General features: G+C 60.5%; 23 protein-coding genes and 1 pseudogene. 20 read left to right on the top strand and 4 right to left on the bottom strand.

The genetic code is table 11. The features are described 5' to 3' along the window. Window positions 1-2 precede the first annotated feature (2 nt). The 15 genes from ABDV78_RS16990 to ABDV78_RS16920 all read left to right on the top strand — a co-directional run bounded on the left by ABDV78_RS16990 (window position 3) and on the right by ABDV78_RS16920 (window position 11,904). Window positions 3-638, top strand: coding sequence for a CoA transferase subunit B (locus ABDV78_RS16990; RefSeq protein WP_343528670.1), 636 nt, complete (start codon window positions 3-5; stop codon window positions 636-638). 4 nt (window positions 639-642) lie between these two features. Next, a complete protein-coding gene (locus ABDV78_RS16985; protein WP_343528669.1) occupies window positions 643-1,332 on the top strand; it encodes a glutathione S-transferase family protein in 690 nt (229 codons plus the stop codon). A 147-nt stretch (window positions 1,333-1,479) separates the two neighbouring features. Beyond that, window positions 1,480-2,937 (top strand): 3-isopropylmalate dehydratase large subunit, encoded by a 1,458-nt coding sequence (leuC, locus tag ABDV78_RS16980; RefSeq protein WP_343528668.1) that lies wholly within the window; start codon window positions 1,480-1,482, stop codon window positions 2,935-2,937. A 172-nt stretch (window positions 2,938-3,109) separates the two neighbouring features. Further along, window positions 3,110-3,724, top strand: a complete 615-nt coding sequence (gene leuD, locus ABDV78_RS16975; RefSeq protein WP_343528667.1) for a 3-isopropylmalate dehydratase small subunit — start codon at window positions 3,110-3,112, stop codon at window positions 3,722-3,724. 417 nt (window positions 3,725-4,141) lie between these two features. Then, on the top strand, window positions 4,142-4,465 hold the full coding sequence (locus tag ABDV78_RS16970; RefSeq protein ID WP_343528666.1) for a DUF1476 domain-containing protein: 324 nt from the start codon (window positions 4,142-4,144) through the stop codon (window positions 4,463-4,465). A gap of 2 nt (window positions 4,466-4,467) precedes the next feature. Beyond that, window positions 4,468-4,707: a BolA/IbaG family iron-sulfur metabolism protein gene (locus ABDV78_RS16965; protein ID WP_343528665.1), complete on the top strand. Its 240-nt coding sequence runs from the start codon at window positions 4,468-4,470 to the stop codon at window positions 4,705-4,707. A gap of 31 nt (window positions 4,708-4,738) precedes the next feature. Further along, a complete protein-coding gene (gene grxD, locus ABDV78_RS16960) occupies window positions 4,739-5,065 on the top strand; it encodes a Grx4 family monothiol glutaredoxin (RefSeq protein WP_343528664.1) in 327 nt (108 codons plus the stop codon). Window positions 5,066-5,208: 143 nt separating this feature from the next. Next, window positions 5,209-5,577, top strand: coding sequence for a BlaI/MecI/CopY family transcriptional regulator (locus tag ABDV78_RS16955; RefSeq protein WP_343528663.1), 369 nt, complete (start codon window positions 5,209-5,211; stop codon window positions 5,575-5,577). Then, the gene (locus tag ABDV78_RS16950; RefSeq protein ID WP_343528662.1) at window positions 5,574-7,214 is read left to right on the top strand and encodes a M56 family metallopeptidase; all 1,641 of its coding nucleotides are present in this window, start codon (window positions 5,574-5,576) and stop codon (window positions 7,212-7,214) included. Before ABDV78_RS16955 ends, ABDV78_RS16950 begins: the two co-directional genes overlap by 4 nt. An 87-nt stretch (window positions 7,215-7,301) precedes the next feature. Continuing rightward, window positions 7,302-8,162, top strand: a complete 861-nt coding sequence (locus ABDV78_RS16945) for an MBL fold metallo-hydrolase (RefSeq protein ID WP_343528660.1) — start codon at window positions 7,302-7,304, stop codon at window positions 8,160-8,162. Further along, the gene (locus tag ABDV78_RS16940; protein WP_343528658.1) at window positions 8,144-8,890 is read left to right on the top strand and encodes a DUF4230 domain-containing protein; all 747 of its coding nucleotides are present in this window, start codon (window positions 8,144-8,146) and stop codon (window positions 8,888-8,890) included. Before ABDV78_RS16945 ends, ABDV78_RS16940 begins: the two co-directional genes overlap by 19 nt. A 56-nt stretch (window positions 8,891-8,946) precedes the next feature. Continuing rightward, window positions 8,947-9,939 carry a quinolinate synthase NadA gene (gene nadA, locus ABDV78_RS16935; protein ID WP_343528657.1) on the top strand — a complete coding sequence of 331 codons (993 nt, stop codon included), beginning with the start codon at window positions 8,947-8,949 and terminating at the stop codon, window positions 9,937-9,939. Continuing rightward, window positions 9,936-10,772 carry a carboxylating nicotinate-nucleotide diphosphorylase gene (gene nadC, locus ABDV78_RS16930; RefSeq protein ID WP_343528656.1) on the top strand — a complete coding sequence of 279 codons (837 nt, stop codon included), beginning with the start codon at window positions 9,936-9,938 and terminating at the stop codon, window positions 10,770-10,772. Before nadA ends, nadC begins: the two co-directional genes overlap by 4 nt. A 14-nt stretch (window positions 10,773-10,786) precedes the next feature. Then, window positions 10,787-11,200 carry a hypothetical protein gene (locus ABDV78_RS16925; protein WP_343528655.1) on the top strand — a complete coding sequence of 138 codons (414 nt, stop codon included), beginning with the start codon at window positions 10,787-10,789 and terminating at the stop codon, window positions 11,198-11,200. Then, window positions 11,197-11,904 (top strand): ribonuclease T, encoded by a 708-nt coding sequence (locus tag ABDV78_RS16920; RefSeq protein ID WP_343528654.1) that lies wholly within the window; start codon window positions 11,197-11,199, stop codon window positions 11,902-11,904. The genes ABDV78_RS16925 and ABDV78_RS16920 overlap by 4 nt, the downstream gene beginning before the upstream one ends. A gap of 9 nt (window positions 11,905-11,913) precedes the next feature. Here the strand turns inward: ABDV78_RS16920 and ABDV78_RS16915 are convergent, their stop codons facing one another. Both ABDV78_RS16915 and ABDV78_RS16910 read right to left on the bottom strand, forming a co-directional pair. Next, window positions 11,914-12,306 (bottom strand): DUF4112 domain-containing protein, encoded by a 393-nt coding sequence (locus ABDV78_RS16915; RefSeq protein ID WP_343528653.1) that lies wholly within the window; start codon window positions 12,304-12,306, stop codon window positions 11,914-11,916. 32 nt (window positions 12,307-12,338) lie between these two features. Continuing rightward, window positions 12,339-13,775, bottom strand: coding sequence for an ABC transporter substrate-binding protein (locus ABDV78_RS16910; RefSeq protein WP_343528652.1), 1,437 nt, complete (start codon window positions 13,773-13,775; stop codon window positions 12,339-12,341). A 460-nt stretch (window positions 13,776-14,235) separates the two neighbouring features. On the opposite strand from ABDV78_RS16910, the gene ABDV78_RS16905 reads away from it, so the two are divergent. Next, window positions 14,236-17,295 carry a hypothetical protein gene (locus ABDV78_RS16905; RefSeq protein ID WP_343528651.1) on the top strand — a complete coding sequence of 1,020 codons (3,060 nt, stop codon included), beginning with the start codon at window positions 14,236-14,238 and terminating at the stop codon, window positions 17,293-17,295. Between the two features lie 189 nt (window positions 17,296-17,484). Further along, window positions 17,485-18,042, top strand: coding sequence for a recombinase family protein (locus tag ABDV78_RS16900; RefSeq protein ID WP_343528649.1), 558 nt, complete (start codon window positions 17,485-17,487; stop codon window positions 18,040-18,042). Between the two features lie 111 nt (window positions 18,043-18,153). Here the strand turns inward: ABDV78_RS16900 and ABDV78_RS16895 are convergent. Together ABDV78_RS16895 and ABDV78_RS16890 are read right to left on the bottom strand one after the other, a co-directional pair. After that, window positions 18,154-18,393: pseudogene (locus tag ABDV78_RS16895) on the bottom strand (MucR family transcriptional regulator); the annotation flags it as partial. 154 nt (window positions 18,394-18,547) lie between these two features. Continuing rightward, window positions 18,548-19,570: a hypothetical protein gene (locus ABDV78_RS16890; protein ID WP_343528647.1), complete on the bottom strand. Its 1,023-nt coding sequence runs from the start codon at window positions 19,568-19,570 to the stop codon at window positions 18,548-18,550. Window positions 19,571-19,811: 241 nt separating this feature from the next. On the opposite strand from ABDV78_RS16890, the gene ABDV78_RS16885 reads away from it, so the two are divergent. The 3 genes from ABDV78_RS16885 to ABDV78_RS16875 all read left to right on the top strand — a co-directional run bounded on the left by ABDV78_RS16885 (window position 19,812) and on the right by ABDV78_RS16875 (window position 21,993). Further along, the gene (locus ABDV78_RS16885; RefSeq protein ID WP_343528645.1) at window positions 19,812-20,351 is read left to right on the top strand and encodes a hypothetical protein; all 540 of its coding nucleotides are present in this window, start codon (window positions 19,812-19,814) and stop codon (window positions 20,349-20,351) included. A 212-nt stretch (window positions 20,352-20,563) separates the two neighbouring features. Further along, window positions 20,564-20,980: a hypothetical protein gene (locus tag ABDV78_RS16880; RefSeq protein WP_343528644.1), complete on the top strand. Its 417-nt coding sequence runs from the start codon at window positions 20,564-20,566 to the stop codon at window positions 20,978-20,980. Window positions 20,981-21,534: 554 nt separating this feature from the next. Then, entirely contained in the window at window positions 21,535-21,993 is a 459-nt protein-coding gene (locus ABDV78_RS16875; protein WP_343528685.1) for an SOS response-associated peptidase family protein, read from the top strand. The last annotated feature ends 83 nt before the right edge of the window (window positions 21,994-22,076 follow it).

Below are 22,076 nucleotides of genomic sequence, written 5' to 3'. Positions count from 1 at the left end.
CGATGGCCTGGACCCGCGATGAGATGGCCGCCCGAGCGGCTCGCGAACTGAAGGACGGATTCTACGTCAATCTGGGCATCGGCATCCCGACACTGGTTGCGAACCATATCCCGCAAGGCGTTGAGGTCACGCTGCAATCCGAAAACGGGATGCTGGGCATCGGGCCGTTCCCCTATGACGATGAAGTCGATCCCGACCTGATCAACGCGGGCAAGCAGACGATCAGCGAACTGCCGCATTCCGTCTATTTCTCCTCCGCTGACAGTTTTGCGATGATCCGGGGCGGGCATATCGACCTGACCGTGCTCGGCGCGATGGAGGTATCGGAGGGTGGCGACATCGCCAACTGGATGATCCCCGGCAAGATGATCAAGGGGATGGGCGGCGCGATGGACCTGGTCGCGGGCGTCAAGAAGATCATCGTCGTCATGGAGCATAACGCGAAGGACGGCAGCCCCAAGTTCATCCCCGAATGCACCCTGCCGCTGACCGGGCGCAATGTGGTGGACATGATCGTCACCGATCTGGCGGTGTTCCAGCGGCCCGATCACGACAGCACCTTCCGCCTGATCGAATGCGCGCCGGGCGTGACGGCGGACGAGATCGCCGCCAAGACGACGGCGAGGTTCGAACGCTGAACCCATGGCCTATACGCTGATCACCGCGAACCGGAACTATTCTAGCTGGTCGCTGCGTCCCTGGCTGCTGATGAAGGCCTTGGGGATCGACTTCACCGATCGGATCGAGCCGTTTGGGGCGGTGGAGAATTATGAGGCGTTCCGCGCCTTTTCGCCGACCGGGCAGGTGCCGGTGCTGCTCGACGGCGAGCGGGTGGTGTGGGATTCGCTGGGCATCGCCCTTTATCTGGCGGAGCGGCATCCCGGCATATGGCCGGATGACGAGGCCGCACGCGCCTGGGCAATGTCCGCCGTGGCAGAAATGCATGGCGGCTTTGGCGCGCTCAGGGGCGAGCGGACGATGAATGTCGGCGCGCGGGTCGATGCGCGGCCGCCATCGCCCCGGCTGGAGCGCGATGTGGCGCGCCTGGCGGAGCTGTGGGGCGAGGGACTGTCGCGCTTCGGCGGGCCCTGGCTGGCGGGACCGGATTTTTCGGCGGTGGACGCCTTTTACGCGCCGGTGGCATTTCGCGTGCGGACCTATGGCATCGATGTCGGGGCCATGGGCGCTCGGTGGGTCGAAACGATTCTGGCGCATCCGGCGGTGCGGAACTGGGAAGAACAGGCGCTGGCCGAGACGTGGCGCGAGGACGGCCATGAAGCGGAATTGCGGGAGTGCGGCAGCGTGCGGGAGGATTTTCGCGCCAGGGCTTGAGCCATGGGGTCAGGGCCGCCGGGGCTATGGCACCGTCGCACCTGGATTTTCCGGCCATGACAAATCCGTCATCTTTCCCAGGAGAAAGAAATAAGATTGCGTCCTGCCTTTGCCTCGCGATGCTTTTCGGATAACAGCGCCCCCATCATGGCCCAACGACCCCAGACTCTGTACGAGAAGATCTGGGCCGCCCACGTTGTCGAACGGCGGCCCGATGGCACCTGCCTCATCTATATCGATCGTCACCTCGTCCATGAGGTGACGAGCCCGCAGGCCTTTGAAGGGCTTCGCGCGGCGGGACGCAAGGTGCGTCGCCCCGAACTGACGCTCGCGGTGCCCGATCACAACCTGCCGACGACGCCGCGGACGGATGCGGCTGGCCGATTGCTGCCCATCGCCGACCCGGAGAGTGCGCAGCAGTTGGAGGCGCTTCGTCGCAACACCGCCGAATTCGGCATCGACTATATCGACGCCACGGCGGCGGCGCAGGGCATCGTCCATGTCGTGGGGCCGGAACAGGGCTTTACCCTGCCGGGCACGACCCTGGTCTGCGGCGACAGTCATACCTCGGCGCATGGTGCGTTGGGCGCGCTGGCGTTCGGCATCGGCACGTCGGAGGTGGAGCATGTGCTGGCGACCCAGACGCTGCTGCTGTCGCCGTCCAAGACGATGGAGGTGCGCGTCGACGGCACGCTGGGTTACGGCGTGTCGGCCAAGGACGTGGTGCTGGCGATCATCGGCAAGATCGGCGCGGCGGGCGGGACCGGACATGTCATTGAATTCACCGGCAGCGCCATTCGCGACCTGTCGGTCGAAGGGCGGCTTACCATCGCCAACATGTCGATCGAGGGCGGCGCACGCGCCGGCCTGATCGCGCCGGATGACAAGACCTTCGCCTATCTGAAGGATCGTCCGATGGCCCCCAAGGGGGCGGATTGGGACAAGGCGGTCGCATGGTGGCGGACGCTGCCCAGCGATCCGGGCGCGGTGTACGACAAGGTTGTTACGCTCGACGCCGCCGATATCGCACCCAACCTGACCTGGGGCACCAGCCCCGAGGATGTGGTGCCGATCACCGGCATCGTCCCCGATCCCGACAGCTTCGCCGATCCGTCCAAGCGGGCGGCGGCGCGCAAGTCGCTGGATTACATGGGGCTGGAACCCGGCACCGCGATGCAGGACGTGGCGATCCAGCATGTCTTCATCGGCAGTTGCACCAACAGCCGGATCGAGGATCTGCGCGCCGCCGCCGCCGTCGCTCGCGACCGCAAGGTGGCCGATGGCGTGCGTGCGCTCGTCGTGCCCGGTTCGGGGCTCGTCAAGCGCCAGGCCGAGGCGGAGGGGCTGGACCGCGTGTTCGTGCAGGCCGGCTTTGAATGGCGCGAGCCGGGCTGTTCCATGTGCCTGGCGATGAACCCGGACAAGGTGCCGGCGGGCGAGCGCTGTGCCTCCACGTCCAACCGCAATTTCGTCGGTCGCCAGGGGCCGGGCGCGCGCACGCATCTCCTGTCCCCCGCCATGGCCGCCGCTGCTGCCGTGACCGGGCGCCTTTCCGATGTTAGAGCGTTGATGACGCACGATTCCGACGCTCGGGCGCAGTCGTGAGGAGTCGTGGTGAGGACAGGGGAGTAACAGCATCATGAAACATGTATTGGTCATGCTGATCACTGGTGCCGTGCTGTGCGGGGCCGCCGCCTATGCCGCGGGGGTCGCCTCGCGCCCCGCCACGGCGGAGCAGCGCCGCTGACGCGGGCGTTTTGAAGACAGGAAATCCCGAATGAACCCGGTTACGATCGTGTCCGGCACCGCCTATCCCTGGGGTGCCAAGAATATCGACACGGATGTCATCATCCCCGCGCACTGGCTGAAGACGATCACTCGCGCCGGGCTTGGGCGCGGCGCGTTCGAGACGGTGCGCGCGCAACCGGGCAACATCTTCGACGATCCGCGCTTCGCAGGCGCGCCGATCCTGATCGCGGGGGACAATTTCGGGTGCGGGTCCAGCCGGGAACATGCCGCCTGGGCGCTGGCGGACATGGGAATCCGTGCCGTGATCGCACCGAGCTTCTCCGATATCTTCTCGGGTAATGCCTTCAAGAACGGCATCGTGCCGGTCGTGCTGCCGCAGGATGCGGTCGACCGGCTTCTGGAAGTGGCGCAGGATCAGCCGGTGACGGTCGACCTGGAGACGATGAGCGTCACCACACCATTCCAGGATCGCTTTCCGTTCGAGCTGGATTCGTTCCGGCGCGATTGCCTGATGAACGGGCTGGACGAAATCGGCCTGACGCTCGCGCAGGACGCGGTGATCGGCGGTTTCGAGCGTGAGATGGCGCAGGGACGACCCTGGATCGAGGGGCGGGCAGCCTTGCAGGTCGAACCATCCGCGTGACCTGAGCGCGTTCGCAGAAGGGGGCGCGGTCGGCGATCAGGACGCCAGGGCGACCACGCCTGCGATCAACGCCCATATCGCCAGCGATCCGATAAGGCCGTTGACGATTCCCAATATCGGTCCACGGGATGGGGCCGCACCCGCAGGCCGATCGCGATACGACAGCGCCATATGGGAGGCATGCATGTCACTCTCCTTTCGCAGGGTGTGACGCCTGTTCCGCGTGGTCGCCCGTCCTGCTTGTGCTTCCATAATCTTACGATTGATTCGGCTTTTTTGTTCCACATTTGCCCCGCCGCGCATCGATATCAGTCGCCAGGCGCGCAGTGCGGAGCCGCATCGGTTGCGCTGGCTGCGCCCTGTGCCTATTTCGGCAATCTGTATTAACGCCCGAAAGGGCCGGGGGATGGCGGACCGATGACCAGTTTCGACGATCGCAGGCGAAGTTTGGAGGGCCAGTTCGTGGCGGAACAGGATATGCTGTTCCGTATCACCGCCCGCCGCAACCGTCTGGTGGCGCAATGGGCGGCCGCGCGGATGAAGCTGACGCCCGCCGAAACCGATGCCTATGCCAAGGCGGTGGTCCAGGCCGATTTCGAGGAAGCCGGTGACGAGGACGTGATCCGCAAGCTGTTGGGCGACCTGACGGCGGCGGGTATCGACATCGACGAGGCCGAGATCCGCCGCGCGCTCGAAGAGCAGATGGTCGAGGCGCGCCGCCAGTTGCTGGAGAGCCGCTGACCATGCCAATGGCTGCCGACGATATCGCCGCGATGATCCGCGCCGCCATTCCCGATGCACAGGTCGAGATCACCGATCTGGCCGGGGATGGCGACCACTATGCCGCCCATGTCACCGCCGCCAGCTTTGCGGGCATGAGCCGGGTGGCCCGCACCCGCGCCGTCTATGCCGCGCTGGGGGGGCGCATGGGGGGTGAACTCCATGCCCTGCAATTGACGACCGCCATACCCGCCGAGGCCTGAGCCCGCCCCCTGATTTCTGAGGATGATCGACATGACCGATGATGTGAATGCGCGGATCGACGCGCTTGTGAAGGACAATGCCGTCCTGCTGTTCATGAAGGGCACGCCGCTCTTCCCGCAATGCGGGTTTTCCAGCCGCGCCGTGGCGATCCTGAACCATCTGGACGTTCCGTTCGAGAGCGTCGACGTGCTTCAGGACCAGGGCATCCGTCAGGGCATCAAGGCCTATTCGGACTGGCCGACGATCCCGCAGCTCTACGTCAAGGGCGAATTCGTCGGGGGATCGGACATCATGATGGAGATGTACGAAAGCGGTGAACTGGCCGAACTGGTCCAGGGCGTGAAGACCGCCAACTGAACGGACGGGGCGGGAAGGGCAAGGCTCTTCCCGCCCTTTTCGCATTTCTGTCTATCGTTCGACCAGATGAGCGCTCGGCACTCTATTGACTACGCCTGTAATCGATGAAAGATTACGCCTGTAGTCATTAAGAGGGCGAGTCGATGGCCGAGCGTATCAGCGATGCCGAACATGCGGTGATGGAGGTCCTCTGGCAGGACGCGCCGCTCACCGCGCAGGATGTGGCCGAGCGGGTCGATCCCGAACGCGGCTGGTCGACCAACACCGTCAAGACACTGCTCGGCCGCTTGCTGGCCAAGAATGCCATCGCGCATGAGGAACAAGGGCGACGCTATCTCTATCGCCCGCTCGTCGCGCGGGACGATTATGTGGTCGGCGAATCCCGTCGCCTGATCGACCGGTTGTTCGGTGGTCGCCTGACCCCGCTGGTCGCGCATCTGGCCGAGCGCGATGAACTGACCGCGCAGGATATTTCCGAGATCGAGGCCCTGCTCAAGGAGCTGAAGGCATGAGTGGCGCGACGCTCGGCTGGGTGGTGGAGGCGATGGTCGCGTCCACCCTGTTGATGGCGCTGGTGCTGCTGGCGCGTCGGCATGTCCGCGCGGCGTTCGGGCCGCAGGTGGCTTATGCGCTCTGGGCGCTGCCCCTCCTTAGGCTGGTGCTGCCACCGCTGCCGGCGCGGCTGTCGGAACAGGCCACCCCGCCGCTGGCGGTGGCGAGCGAGCGCTTCACCGACCTGATCGTGATGCCGGTCGCGCAGCAACTCCCGCCGACACTGGCCGCGCGCAGCCTGTGGCCGACGCTGGCGCAGGGAATGACCCTGTTCTGGATCCTTGGGGCGGGGGCTTTCCTGACCTTCCAGCTTGTCCGGCATTGGCGGTTTCGGACCCGACTGCTCGCGACCGCCGAGACGCTGGAGGCGGTGCAGGGTGTGCGGGTCGTCGCCAGCGACGGCGCGCCGGGGCCGCTCGCCTTCGGAATCTGGCACCGCTATGTCGCGTTCCCGCGCGATTTCGATGAGCGTTATGACGCCGATGAGCGCGACCTCGCGCTGGCGCATGAACTGGGCCATCATGCGCGGGGCGACCTGATCGCCAACTGGATCGCGCTGGCGGTGCTGGCGCTGCACTGGTTCAACCCGCTGGCGTGGCGGGCCTTCCACGCCTTTCGCGCCGATCAGGAACTGGCCAATGACGCCCGCGTCCTGAAAGGGCGCAGTCGTGCCGACCGGCATGTCTATGCCTGCGCCATCGTCAAGGCCGCGCATGGCCGGGCGCTGTCGGGCGCATGCCATCTCCACACCATCGATGATCTGAAAGGGAGGCTGAAGATGCTGACGACTTCACCGACATCGCGTCGGCAATGGATGCTGGGCATGGGGACCGTATCGCTGCTGGTCCTGGGCGGGCTGGGCATGACTGCGTCGGGAACCCCGGCGGCGGCGGCTCTGACCAGGAAGGTGGAGCGCACCATCGGCGTCGATCTGTCCACCACGGCCGCGATCCTGCCCAGCGCGGCGATCGGCCAGACCGATGTGCCGACAGCGCCCAGTGTCCCGGTCGCATCCAGTGTCCCGGTCGCACCCAGCGCGCCTGCGGCTCCGACAACCGCGCCCGTTGCCGCTCTGGCGCCTGCCGCACTCCCCGGACCAGCGGCTCCTGCCGCATCGCCGGCGCCGGCGGCACCGGCGGCACCGGCGGCACCGGCGGCACCGGCCGCACCGGCTGCGCCGCGCAGCGATGTCGCGCAGGCCGTGGGTGCCCGGACCTTCCGTATCGTCATGCCCAGCGGAGCCGAAAAGATGATGACGGTGCGTGTTCCCGACGTCCAGGCGCGGAAATGCGGCATCGGGGGCAGCGATAACCGCACCAGCTTTGCGATCAGCCGGACCGATGGCGGCCAGGCCACGATCATCTGCACCGACCGTATCGAGGCGTCGGCCAAGGCAGCCGCGTTCTTGGCCCAGACGGCCCGGCGGATGGCGAGCGGCAAGATGGCTGTGGCTTTGGCGAGCATCGACGTGGCTCGCCGCAATATCGAGCAGAACCGCAATCTTTCGGAGGAAGCCCGCGCCGAGGCGCTGGCCGGACTGCGCGAGGCGACGGCCGAGTTGAAGGCGGCCATGGCCAAACCCGACCAGGAGGATTGAGGGCGCATCGGTAATGCCCCGCGCCGCCCCCCAAGGGAGGTGTCGCGGGGCTTGCCTATCGCGGGCCGCGCGCCCACATCATCGCCAATGGCTGAGCATCCGACCGGCATCCCGATCCAGCTTGAGCCGCTGGTCACGCGCATCCTGGCGCCAAACCCGTCGCCCTTTACCTACACTGGGACGCAGACGCACATCGTGGGCAGTCGTGACGTTGCCCTGATCGATCCCGGACCGGACGATCCCGCCCATCTCGACGCGCTGCTGCGCGTGATCGCCGATCGGCCCGTGGTCGCGATTCTCATCACCCATCATCACCGCGATCACAGCCCGGCCAGCCGCCCCCTGGCGCAGGCGACCGGCGCACCGATCATCGGGGCAGCCCCCTTTGCGCCCGATTATGAGGGCGGTCGATCCGACTCCGCCTTCGACCGGGATTATGCCCCGGACCGGGTGCTGGCGGAAGGCGAGGGCGTTCGCGGTGAGGGCTGGAGTCTTTGGGCGCTGGCGACGCCGGGGCATACGTCCAACCATCTTGCCTTCGTGCTGCCCGAGACTCGGGCGCTGTTCTCGGGCGATCATGTCATGGGTTGGTCGACCAGCATCGTCTCGCCACCCGATGGCGACATGGGGGCCTATATGGCCAGCCTCGAAAAGCTCATGGCCCGCGACGACCGCATCTATTATCCCGGACATGGCGAGGCGGTGGAGAATCCGCAGCGGCTGGTCCGCGGGATGCTGGGCCATCGCAAGCAGCGCGAGGGCCAGATCGTGCGGCTGCTGGCGGCGGGCGAACCGCTCCGGGTGTCGGACATGACCATGCGCATGTATGTCGGCCTGGACCCCCGGTTGATTCCGGCAGCGGAACGATCCGTCCTGGCGCATCTTTATGACCTGCGGACGCGCGGGATGGTGCGCGAGGAAGGAGCATCATGGACAAGCGCGACGTGACCCCGGATCCCCGTCCAGGCGACCTTCGGACAGGGGGGCGTGGCGGTGTCGGGCTGTTCCTGACCAAGGTGGCGGGGGTGCTCGTACTGGTCGTCCTCGCCGGATTGATCGCGATCTGGGGTGTCGAACGCTATGTCGCCGACCGCCTGACCCCCGACCCGACGACGATCTCGCGGGCGAGCCTGGAGGGGCTTCGCGAGCAGAACCGCCTGTCGGCCTTCGCCGCGCGTTACGTCGCGGTCGTCACGTCGCGCCAGTCGCAACTCGGCTTTTCGACTGAGCGGACGCTGATCATGCCGGGCATGGTTCGCTATGAGGTCGATCTGGGCAAGCTGCGCCAACAGGATGTGCGCTGGAACGCGGCCAGCCGGACATTGTCGGTGACGCTGCCTCCGATCGAGATTGACGGACCGCAGGTCGATCTGGCCGCCATCCGTGAATATGGCTCGGGCGGGGTGCTGACGACCTTCACCGATGCCGAGCAACGGCTGGACGCCGCCAACCGCACGGCGGGCCAGGTGGAGCTGATGCGGCAGGCGCGGGGCCCCGCGCCGATGCGGCTGGCGCGTGACGCCACCCGGCGCGCGGTCGAGCGCAGTTTTGCCATGCCGCTGCGCGCCGCCGGGGTCGATGCGACCGTGAAGGTCCGCTTTTCCGACGAGCCGTCGAGCGACGAGCGCTGGGACACCACCCGCACGGTTCAGGAGGTTCTGGGCAATGCGCAGTAAGCCTTCGCAACGTGCCCGATTGTCGGCGCATGGGCTTTGCGCCTAGGGGAGGGATCATGACCATCCAGACGAATCTGACGGGCCTTGACCTGCGTGCCGAGATCGACCGGCTTCGCCGCGAGCGCAACGCCGTCATCCTCGCCCATTATTATCAGAAGCCCGAGATTCAGGATCTGGCCGATTTCGTCGGCGACAGCCTGGATCTCAGCCGCAAGGCCCAGGCGACGGACGCGGACGTCATCGCCTTTTGCGGCGTCCGTTTCATGGCGGAGACGGCCAAGATCCTGTCGCCCGACAAGATCGTCGTGCTGCCCGACATGGCGGCAGGGTGCAGCCTGGAGGATAGCTGCCCGCCGGAACAATTCGCCGAGTTCCGTGCGCAGCACCCCGATCACATCGCGCTGACCTATATCAACTGCTCGACCGAGGTGAAGGCGCTGTCCGACATCATCGTGACCTCCTCGTCGGCGGAGCAGATCCTGTCGCAGATCGATCCGGCGCAGAAGATCATCTTCGGTCCCGACCGCAATCTGGGCGGCTATCTGGCGCGCAAGACCGGCCGCGACATGTTGCTCTGGCCTGGCGTGTGCATCGTGCACGAGGCGTTCAGCGAAACCGAATTGCTCAAGCTGCGCGCCGAGCATCCCGACGCCCCGATCGCCGCGCATCCCGAATGCCCCGCGGTCATCCTCGACCATGCCGATTATGTCGGCTCGACGCGCGGGATCCTGGAATTCGCGCAAGCCATGACCGGCGATACGCTGATCGTCGCGACCGAGCCGCACATCATCCACCAGATGCAAAAGGCGATGCCGGACAAGACCTTCATCGGCGCACCCGGCGCGGACGGCAACTGCAACTGCAATATCTGCCCCTATATGGCGCTGAACACCATGGAGAAGCTGTATCTCGCGCTGCGCGACCTGACGCCGCGTGTCGAGATCGAGGAAGGCCTGCGCCTTCAGGCGAAGAAGAGCCTCGACGCGATGCTGACACTGGCGAGCGGCACGGTGGGCAAGGGCGATCTGGGCCCGGTTCGCGCGGGATGATCGACGGGTTCGACCTTGATGCGTTCGTGACGGCGACGCTCGCCGAGGATCTGGGGCCGGGGGGGGACATCACCTCCGCCGCGGTGATCCCGGCCGAGGCGCGCTTTATCGGCACCATGGCCAGCCGTGACGCGATCACGGTCGCCGGGTTGCCCATTGCCGAGGCTTTCTTCCGCCGCCTGGACCCCGACGTGGCGATCGAGCGGCTGGTCGAGGACGGAGCGAACGTGGTGCCCGGCACCGCGCTGCTCCGCCTGTCGGGCAAGGCGCGCGCGATGCTGACCGCCGAACGCTCGGCCCTCAACACGGTCCAGCACCTGTCGGGCATCGCGACGATGACGGCGGCCTATGTCGCGGCGATCGCAGGCACCGGCGCAACGTTGCTCGACACGCGCAAGACCATTCCGGGCCTTCGCCTGATCGAGAAATACGCCACCCGCATGGGCGGCGCGCAAAACCATCGCATGGGCCTTTGGGACGCAGCGATGATCAAGGACAATCACGTCGCGGTCGCGGGCGGCATCGGTCCGGCGGTGGCAGCGGCCCGGGAGGCGGGGATCGCGCGGATCATCGTCGAGGTCGATCGGCTCGACCAGATCGAGCCGGCACTTGCGGCGGGCGCGACGCATCTGCTGCTCGACAATATGGGGCCGGCGCAACTGGCCGAGGGCGTCGCTATGGTCGCGGGCCGCGTGCCCACCGAGGCGTCGGGCGGCGTCCGGCTGGACACGATCCGGTCGCTGGCGGAAACGGGCGTTACCTATGTCAGCGTCGGTCGCTTGACCCAGTCGGCCCCGGCGGCCGATATCGGGCTGGATTTCGCCACGGCCTGACCGGCCGTCGGTTCATGAGGGAAGGATTCGGGGTGCGGCCGAAATCGGTGATTCTGGGCGAGCGTCTGTCGTTCCTCGCCATCCTGTTGTTGCTCGTTCTGGGGGCGCTGGGCTGGTCCGACACGGTCGCGCAGGCGGGTGTCGGCATCGCGATCTTCGCCAATGGCGTCCTGATCCTGCTGTTCCTGGTCGCGACCTTGCTGACCACCCGGCTGGCGAGCCGTGCCGGGCTGGTCTTTCTGGTGGTGTTGACGGCGCTCAACCTGATCGGCTTCCTGTATCAGGTGTCGTCCGGTGCCCTGGCGGAGGGGATGTTCGGTGTGCTGACGGCGGTGCAGGCCGCGGCCTCGCTGGTCGCGGTCGTCATGCTGATGCGGCCCAATGCCCTGGCCTGGTATCGCACGAAAGCGGAGATGGACGCGGAATGAAGAGGATGCTGATCGGGCTGGCGATGCTGGCCGCACCGCAACTGGTATCGGGGCAGACGCTGCAATGCACCGCGCCCCGCGCGACCCAGCCCATTCGCCCGGATCGTCCCACCGACAGCCAGCCGGCGCGCGTACTGCCGATCGGTGGCTATACGCTGGCGATCACCTGGAGCCCCCAATATTGCCGCGATCCCAAGGGGGAGAGCAGTTTCCAGTGCAACTCCGCCAATCGGTTCGGTTTCACCCTGCATGGGCTGTGGCCCGACGGGGAGGGCAGGGACTGGCCGCAATATTGTCGGCCGACCCCAATCCTGCCGCAGGCGGTGGTCCGTCATCATATCTGCGCCACGCCATCGGCGCAGTTGATGCAGCATGAATGGGCCAAGCACGGCACCTGCATGGCAGGCTATAGCCCGTCCCGTTATTTCCAGCAGTCGAACGGGCTATATCATCGGCTGCGCTTCCCCGACATGGCCGCGCTGTCGCGGCGCCCTGCATTGACGGCGGGGGACATCGCGGCGGCGTTGGCGGCGACCAATCGCGGTATGACCGCGGACATGATGCGCGTCACCGCCACGCGCGACGGCTGGCTCGATGAAATCTGGATCTGCCTGAACAAGGCGTTCCGCTACAGCCGATGCCCGGTCCATCAGGGGGGCTTGGCTCCGAGTGCGCCGGTCAAGATCTGGCGTGGCGGCCGCTGAGGCGCTTTCCTATCCCTCCACCGTCACGGTGGAGGGATGATGCTTGTCGAGATGCTTGCGGATGATCCGCAGGTTGCGCGTATTCGACCGGAAGAGGAAATCGGCCGCATCGCCGACCAGCGGGACAAAGCCCAGCAGGGCGTCGAAGCCGACATTGCCCATCATCCGCGCCATCTGGAACCGGGACAGCCCCAGATTGCGCGCTTCCCAGATGATATAGCTGCCCAGGGCGGCGGCCGCGATGTCGCCGACCACCGGCACCAGCCCCAATATCGCGTCCAGCCCAAGCGGACGGTTGAGCCCCGGCAGGACGATCGCCCGTTCGAGCAACCGCTCCATCGCCTCGATTCGCTGGCGGCTCGCGGCGATACCCTTGTCCAGGGGCAGGGCGTCGAAGCTCATGGGGTCGATACGGGATGCTGTAGCCATGCCCTTCAATTGGTGTCGGCGCGCAGTCGGTTCAATGGATGCCAGGCGCGGCTGTTCGGCTGATATTGGCGCAGCCGGCTGGTGACGAGCGACCAGCGCAGCGGTCGTGCCAAGGGTATGAAGGGGGTGTCGGCATTCATCGCGGCGTCGGCGACCGCGATCGCGGCGCTCCGGCCGGCGAGGGTGGGGGCAAGCCTCGCGCGTTCGATCGCCGCCTGGGCGGCTTCGCCGCATGGCGCGCAGGCGGTGGCCAGATACCAGCGCGCGCTGTCATAAGCGGCGACCCGGTCGATCAGGCGCAGGTCGGCGGGAGCATCTGGGGCGACCCGTTCGGGCGTGATGCCGATCATGCGCAGGGTGGCGCCGAGTTGTCCGTAGAGCAGATTGGCTCCCGACCCCCGGGGGAGAGCGATGCGCAGCCTCACCGGCCGCCCCCAGTCTGCGACGCGGGCCCGTGCCGCGGCGCGCCGTTCATCCAGCGTCAGCAGCGCCCAGCCGGGAACCTGCGGTGGCGCATCCGAATCGATCGCATCGGGCAGCAGGCGGTCGGTCGCGTCCCAATTGGGCGCGATCGCGCTCAGGATCGCGGCCCGGTCGATCGCGCCGGACAGGGCCTGCCGGTTGGCCGCATCGCCCAGAAATCCGTCGCGACTGGCAATCGCCAGCCCGAACAACCCGGCGGCGGGATCGATACGGATCGCGGTGGGCGCGATCTTGACGAGGTCGAGCAGCGGCCATGTCTCGAACCGCCCGCCCAGCATCAGGTCCGACTCCCCGCGTGCAAAGCGGAGAACGGCCAAGGCCGGACGCTCGGCGATCAGGCGGACATCCTCTTCGGGGGCGGGTGCCGCGTCGTCATCGGGTTCGGCGCGCCGGGGATCGGGAATGGGCCGCAACAGCGGCGGAGGCCCGGCGCGGACGATGCGAAACGGGCCGGTGCCGTGATGATCACGGTCGATGATCGCCATTTCGGGTTGCGCGAACAGCTTGAGGAGATCGGGGCGGGGGCGCGAGAGGCGAACCTCGATCACCTGTGGCGTCATCACGACGATCTCGTCGATCGCGGTGAGAAAGGGGGATAGCGGATTGCCCGATCGCGGATCGACCATATGCCGCAGGATGGGGACCACCTGTTCCGCCGTCACGGGCGTCCCGTCATTCCATTTCGCGTCACGCAGGCGGAAGATGAAGCTGCCGCCGTTATCGATCACGATCCAGCGTTCGGCCAGTCCCGGTTCGATCTGGCCATTGGCGTCGAAACGGACCAGCCCCTGCGCCAGGGAGTCGCGCAGAAGGCGGCGGGGCGTATCGTCTTCGGTCGGTGGTGGCGAGCGTGAGGTCTCTGATCGCGCCCGAGCCGGTTCGACCGCGCTGACCACCACCGCACCCTTGTCCGGTCGTCGCTCGCAGCCCGTAATCGACGACAGGGCCGCGCCGAGCAAAATGGTGCGGACGGCGGGACTCGAACCCGCACTCCATAGGAAGCCGATTTTAAGTCGATAGGGTGCAAATACCCGATAGCGCCTATTTCGACCTAATTTCATGCCTTTAGCTGCGCTCCGTTCGTCAGGTTGGTACCCGCCAATACCCCCTTTTACCCCCGTTTTCCGGCATTGATTACACCAGAATTACACGCGTCCATTCCGTGGGATGTTGTGGATAATGGGATGAACTCAACTCCAACGCGTTCGACCATCCCCATCACGTGATTGTCTGTGACGGGACCTGGGTATCATGTTTATGAAGGACTCCTCGAGATGCAACCAATTTGGTTGTGATGTCAGCGAGGCTGGTACAGGAAGTGTATCGGCAGATCCGTCCAGTTCCAATCGCAGAAAATGCTTGCATATCAAAAAAATGGGTAAATATTGTTAGGTAATATTAATTCCGGGATGATTATCGATGGTCGACGTGGTTGATGTTATCGTGCATATTCCGCTGGAGGAGGAATTTAAAGAGTTTACGAAGATATTCCCGGTAGGAGAAAATATAACGCGTGACGTTTATCTAGCGTATTTCGTTGATGCGCCGTCAAATCTTCGCGTTATTGTTATAAAGCAAGAAAAAATGGGTCGAGCTGCTGCCAACGCGGCCTGCCGTCACATTTTGCAGAGATACAAACCTAAACTGTACATTTGTCTTGGAATTGCAGGGGGAATATCGGGTGATCTGTCGCTGGGAGACGTATGTTACACCGGGTTTTTAATAGACGTATATGATAACTCAAAGATTACAGACTCTGATGGCGCGGAAGGGGTCAATATAGATTTTGATCCTGAATACTATTATGGAAATCGGCAAATAACGGCGGCTATTGGTTTTGTTAGAACTATGCCGGAGCTATCTCATATATTAGATTATTGGGAAGAAGCGCAGCGTGAAAATGCCCTTTCACTATGCCCCGACGGGGTAAAAGACACTGATGGTAATGTCGAATTAATCGGCTCACCGAAATCTATGAATGGCTTCGTTGTCTGTGGTGCCGTCAGTCAAAGTGATGCCTACAAAGCGCGGTTAAAGGGTGTAACCCGGTCAATTCTGGCAGTCGAAACCGAATCTGGGCCTGTGTTTGAGCAATGCAGGGATGCTGGTATTAATGCCTTAACCATACGTGGCATTTCAGATTACGCTGATCCAGGTAAGAAAAAATTGGAAGCGGGATCTAAGGAGCAAGTTCGAAAGATCGCTGCTGCAAATGCCGCAACGTTTTTGCATGCGCAGCTGCAAAATCAGGTTCTGCTTGATCGGCTTGCCTTGGATGAACAAGACAACCTACCACTGCCGCTGGTAAAAGAACCAGTTCTGGCTATCCCGAACCTACTGGAGTCTGTTTCATTCGAGATAGATAAAAAGCTTAGAGAGTTATCTCCACAGTATAAGACAAAACCGGTTGGCTATCGCTTGCCCGCTCCTCGAATTAGAAGAGTCTTTGACGCTGCTAGCGCAATTGCGGACAGTACGCCTCGCGCAATTGAGATTGTTAGGGCTCTGTCTACCCATCGTCGTTTGATCGTGAATGTGCCGAGAGGCTATCCCGATCCCGCATTGGCATGGGCAATCGGTAATAGTATTTTGCAAGTTGATATTGCGGGAAAGAAAGTAATCCCAATTGTTATTGATGGTAAGCAGATATCGCCGCCGAGAATGGGGGTGGCTGCGGCGTCGCCGGTAGAACTGGTAAATGACGTGGCCAGTTCAGGTGCTGAATATGTATTTATTGTAGATTCATTCCCTCTTTCATCAAAAACAAAAGTAGATTTTATGGTGAAAGAAATTGCGTCATGGCCAGACGCAAAGTTCGTATTTGTTGTTCCAGAAGATAAGAATCTTGCTGGAAAAGTCGAGCAAAGAAAATTGGTATCTTCTGAAGAGTTTAAGGTGTGTGATGTATCTTTTGCAGAAATGGCGGTGTTTTTAGAGAGTTCTTTTGAAATGCCAAGCAAGGAGGCAGAGGTAATAGCGTTAGCGTTGCAAAACGCATTTCGAAAATTTTCACTTCCCGCTCACCCATCATTCTTCGCGGGACTTCCATCTGATGCTCTTTCTGCGCTAATTCTAGCAAACAGAAGGGCGGAATTGGTCCAATTAGCGGTCGACGGTGCATTAAGTTACATCGTGGCGTCTGATAATTCATCAATTCGACTCAGTCGTACGACCCGGGCGGCGTTTTTGCGTAGTTTAGTTGTGCAGCAAAAAGTTGAAAAGAGAAAATTCTCTGAGTCTGACTTGGTAAACTTCGCAAAGTCAATGTCGGATGATTTTGACTATGGGATTGATCCATTGTCATTTATATCTGGTTTTGTAGATAATGGTATCATCCATTTTGAAGACGATGTGGCTCATATAACATTACCATTTATAGAGTCCTATCTTCTTGCAGTTGAATTGTTTTCGTATCCTGAAATGGCGATGCGGTACTTTTCTCAAGAACTTGATGATAATTTCGATTATTTGACATTTGATCTGTATTGTGAACTTGGTCCTTCTAAGAGTGTTATGGAAAAAATATGCGCTGACCTGCTAGAGTCAATGGAGCCGTTCGCTTCGCCTGGGGATGAGAATGTCTTACTAACCGGAGAATTGAACCCGGTTATGCTTAGGGCTCCGGCGCGGGTAACCGCTTTGGGGCGGCGTGTGGCTGAGGCACGTCAGGCTTTGGAGTCAGGGGCAGATGACCGCGCTGAAAAGGTGCGAATTTTAGACATTGCGGAAAGGGTTAGTGAGGATGTTGCGTCGCAACAGGATGATGGCGAGCGCCAAGACTCGGATAGTGAACATCTGGCGCCGCTACAGAGGCTTGTCTGGCTATGGTCGCTTGGGGCCATATTGCTGGGGTCAGGCGCGGAGAGTCTAAACGGGGCAGACAGGCAGAAGCTATCGGCGTTAGTTCTAACCGGCGCGGATCGCGCTATCCATGCATGGACGAAGTTTATCGCGGAAATTGACTTTTCCGATATCAAAAAAAGAATTGAAGCGGATGAAGGTTTTAAGAGGAAGATTGGCGTTAAGGATGATGATGAATTTCAGCAAGTCGTTGAGTCATTGGTTGATTTTGGCGAATTGATGGGAATGAGCGAGCCTGTAACTGCGATCATAAGTCAGTTGATGGACGGCGCGAAAAATGGCGTAATTGGAAACTCATTAAGAAAGGTCGATCCCGGTAGCAAGGTCGAGGCTATTGTCCGAGCAATGTGGCTATCTGGTATAGATGCGAGAGAAGGAAGGCATGATTTAAAGGATGCCATTAGTGATCTTCCCGATGCTCGCGTTCTACGTTCGGCTCTGACGTCTTTGATAATATATAGGGTGAAATGGCAAATGGCTGATCATTCATCGAAGTCAGTGATGTTGGATGCAGCAGAGTATATTGTGAAGCCGCTAAACAAATCATTCAATAAAAGTGAACTGCTGAGATTTGTTACGAAGAAGGGGGATAGGAAAGAGTTGGATGATGATAACTAACGGGGCGGAGGCCACCATTGGCGGTTACGGGCTGAAATCTGAAGTGTCTGAAGAACGATCAGGTGGTGTCTCCAGAGTATACCCGAACGAGACAAATGAGTGAGACGCGGGAGTTGTCCCAATAGGGTTGACTCACGATGGTTGAGACATCAGGGTGGTTTGGTCTAGAGGCTATTGGGACATTCCATCATGTCGACCATCATCGGCTATGCTCGCGTTTCCACCGACGATCAGAACTGCGAAATCCAAGAGGCGACGTTGCGCGCTGCCGGTTGCACTATCGTCCGCTCGGAGCAGCGTTCAGGAACTACGGTCGAGGGCAGGGTGGAGTTGGATACCATTCTATCCTTCATCCGTTCCGGCGATACCCTCATGGTTACCCGGATTGACCGCCTTGCGCGGTCGGTTGCCGACCTAGAGAAGATTGTCGCGATGCTGAAAGAGCGAGGCGCTTTCTTGCGGGCGACAGAACAGCCGATTGATACCTCGACCCCCGCTGGCGTTGCCTTCCTTCAAATGCTTGGTGTTTTTGCCCAGTTTGAAACGGCAATCCGCAAGGAGCGCCAGATGGAGGGCATTGCGAAGGCTAAAGCCGCTGGCGTGTATAAGGGGCGCAAGCCTTCGGTTGATATCACCGCAATCAATGCTCTTCGTGCAGAAGGCATCGGCGCTACCGAGATTGCCAAGCGGTTGGGTATCGGCCGGGCCAGCGTTTATCGCGCCTTTGCAGATAACGCATACTGCTGAAGCGTAGCAGGTAGGACGCGCCTAAGGGGCCAATTGATGGATGCCCTGATAGCCGCCGATGACGAGTGACGTTGAGGGGTTGGGGGCAGGGTTGGCCTGCCCCCGTCTCGACTATTTGCTAGAGCCGCCCAATTGTGCCTGTGCAGCGGCCTTTGCATCCGAGATCGACTTGCCCTTACGAGCGGGCTTTGCTTCTGACTTGATGGCTTGTGCTGACTTTGGGCTTTGTCCTGGCTTGCGTCCTAGACCGATCTTCTTCGCCATGGCGCGGCGGCTTTCCGAATATGCTTCGACAACAATCGGATGATCGGCTTTGAGGTTGTAACGGGCCCGGTATTCTTCCGGGCTAAGGCGCGATTTGTGCATTTGAAGCGGACAGGGGGGCGGTTTACGACTTAGCTCCCCGTAAGGCCAAGGGCGAGGATAGCAAACTATGATGGCTCACGGGGTAGATTTCCAGCATCGCACATTATATTGTCCCATCAGGCTTTGTCTGTCCGCCCGTTCAAAAGACGAGCATTCCGTTGGAATATCTGACGCTCAAAACCCGCACACCGTTAGAACCAAACGGGTTGATGCAAATGTCCACGGTTCTTGCGTCGATCTGCGAGCGCGACAGGCCAACCGAATAACATTTTGCGTTTGGGTATCCTTTGATTTCAGCTATTTTAGACCTGTTGTAGACCGTCGATACGGACGTTACGTTTGCCGCCCTTATATCATCCAAGTACGGCAAAAGGTCTTTTACGTATTTACAGTCGTGTGGTTTGCCATTGCCTATCAAGCATGAAGCAGACATGTCACTTTGTTGATTTATCATATTGTGAACAGTATCTACTGCTATAAAGGCGAGTGCGCCATCTTCATAGTTTGGTGATATAGCAAAATCCTTCGTGGTTTTGACGTCTTCACAACGATGTTGCGCTGCCTTCGTCTGCTTTACCCGCTCGATGATTTCAGACGGTAAATATCCGGCTCGCATTGGAGTGAGTTGCCCGACCAACCCGATTTTGAAGCGCTGGCTTAGATCGACAACGGAGCCGGACTTGTCATAGATCACAACATCATCTTCGGCCCTGCATAGGCCAAGGATATTGTTATAAGTATATGGTTGGGCGCGCGTATAGAACGTCATGCCCTGCATCTTGCTGTCGAGGTCAAGGGTTGGCGACAGCGGACAGGTGGTGCCGCAACGATCATCGTTGGGCCGCTCCACGTCGATAACGGTGTCCCCGGCCTGACCTAAAACGCGGGAAGCCAATTCCCTTACGCTAAGCGTCTTCGCCTCCCGCAGAGTGATTCCGTGATCGGCTAAATTAGGGTCGATTCCTATGCCCATAGCAACGGCAGCTATAGTAATAGTGAACATATATCCCCGGGAAGCTATGACATATAAGGCTGAATGTGATCCTATCATTATCGGTATGACGATATCCTGACGGCGTGGTGAAGGATCAGGACGTACTTTGCTTCTGCTTGAAACCTTGCGGCCAATATAGATAGCAATATTGACTGATTTCGCTTCCAATGTATCGGTGATCGCATCCCTTGGGCTTCAAAAGGCAAGGTCCACTATGCGTTATTTTGTGTTTTGAGTAGGTTCTAGGCGCGATTTATAGGGTTTGGCTACCCGACCTAAGTGGGCGTTGCAAATTGCGTCCCAGGGCGCCTCAAATCGCATTCCGCAATCTCGGCGATCTGTAGTTGCCTGTATCAGAACGCACTTCATGAGCGGCTAAAACCTCGCGTTTGCCTAATTGAAGCAGCGCATGGCTAATGATACCATCACCCTGTCTTATTTTGGGGGGGGTGCGTCCATGTATTTTCTAAAGAAAATGTCATGTGTGGTGGCAGTTATACAACTGGCATCCGTCGCCAATGCTCAAGGTCGTCTTCCCGCCAAACCAGGTGAAATTGTTGAAGGTATGCAATCCTGCTTGTCTGCTACTACGGAAAAGGCCGTTGAAGCGGACAAGCTGAAGAGTGATGGCTGGCACGCGGCGTCGGTTACAGCGAACGGGAAGGCCGTAGATACGTCACTGGTGTTCTTCGGTAAAGGCAACTTACTACTTATTACTGACAAGACCGCAAAGGCCCCGGCCTGCACCATAACTGCTCACATACAAGGCGCGGAGGCATTTGACGGCGTAACCTCTGCCATAATGAACACGCTTAACGTCGATGGACGGGCAAAATCTGCCGATAGGGACACGATTTACTTTTTTCCCAAAGGCCACATTGTCCAGTTGGTCAAAACAGGAACGTCGGAAAGCCCTGCCATTCGCATCGCAGTCGGCTTCATGCCCTGATGACACATACTAGTCTCGTCAGCAGGGGCATATCATGAGAGAATGTGTTACCTATTCCAATAGCCGAAGGGTAGTGACGGAATATGTCTCTATTGTATAGCGTTGGCGTACACGGGGCGGCGCTAATTGCATCATTGTCAGTACCCGCGCCCAAGCCGCCTCCGCCATTTAGCCATAATGTTGGGGTTAAATCGGTTTTGCTAGGAAATGTAGTGGCTGATGCGGTCAAGCGCTGTGGCGATGCCTTCTCCATCAGCAATGCTAAAGGCGTCGAGGCTATGGGTACGCCTAAGTTTTCTGATGAATGGAAGTTAGCGACCGAAAAGCAAAGCGATATGTTGACGATTTGCCATGAGCGGACGCGTGCGCTCCGTGAGCAGAAAGACTTTTTTGCTCACGTTGTGGCGCGCGGCGGTAAGAGGGATGGTGGCCTAGCTCTTCCGTCTCTCGAAGCAGCGGTCCAGCAACTCAACTTTTACGAGGATTGGGAGGCGAAGGAGTCCATACGATACCAACGAATGGTAGAAGCAGGATGGGGTGACACCCATTGCATCGAAAAGGCCGTTGTTTATACGGAGAGATGGAAGCTCTGCTCAAGCGGTAACAAGGGCAGGCCGCCGCCGCCCTGATATACCATACGGCATATCAGCTTTGCCTCTGGCGACCGAATAAATGGCTATTGAGGCACGTCTTAGCGCTGTAACGGCGTTTCAACGGCAGCTGCCATTACGCGATTTTCGAAGCCGAGCATACTTTTCGGGTGATGAACGCGATTTGTACCGTCCTCCGGGTCGATAAAACGTCAAGTGATTAGCTGCGCACATCAATGATCGTAACACCAGGCGATAGAACAAATAATCCAAGACCAAGAGCAAGATGATAGCGGCTAAGCCTATCGCATTTAGCATCGTCAGGCTCAAAGCGGCTCTCCCGGTTCGTTCCATCGCTTACCAATAAATCGCAACGTCCGCTATTGGGCGTAAGCAGAACGTCCGCTTGTGGGTGGTTAGCGGGCGTTCCCGCCGCGCGCTCGCGACCACGCCCAGACGCCAATAGGCACTGCCGTTATCCCGAAGATCATGAAACTCTGTAACCAAGATTGCCCGACCAGCGCCGCCAAAGCGGTGTTGGCAGCGATGAAAACGATCCAACCGTAGCAATATCGCCAGCGCATCGCTGGAACATGACAGTATCACGGAATGTCCGCAATTGGGCGTCAGCTGCCGTTGGCATCGAGCATATAGCGTGGCAGCCTAACCCCATGTGCAACCTCTACAATCTCAAAGCCTCCGCCCGCGACATTGCGGCGGTCTTTAATGCTCTGGACGCCTCTGGTGGGGCCTTAGAGAAGGATTACGTGTCGCCGGGTCGGCCTGTATTGGTAGTGACAGGATCGGCGGCGGCAAGGCAGCTACGGGCAATGCGGTGGGGGGTGCCGCCGCCGCCGGGGGTGCGCAATGCGGTGGTCAACGTCCGCAACTACCAAAGCCCGTTTTGGCGGTCAGCATTGTCTAACCCTGAACGCCGTTGCCTTGTGCCCGTAACCAGCTTTCAGGAATGGAGCGTCGAGCCTGACCCGACCACGGGTAAGAAGAAGCCAGAGGTGGCTCGGTTTGTCTGCACAGGCTCGCGGCGTGAATAAGTGGATTGCCGCTGGTTGATCATGCCGCTGCGAGAAGCGGCTGTGCGAAGTATATCTGGTCGGGCGTTCGGCCGCCAAGCGCG

This window comes from Sphingomonas sp., from assembly GCF_039594485.1.
GTDB lineage: Bacteria > Pseudomonadota > Alphaproteobacteria > Sphingomonadales > Sphingomonadaceae > Sphingomonas.
This window is presented reverse-complemented; position numbering and strand designations above follow the sequence as displayed.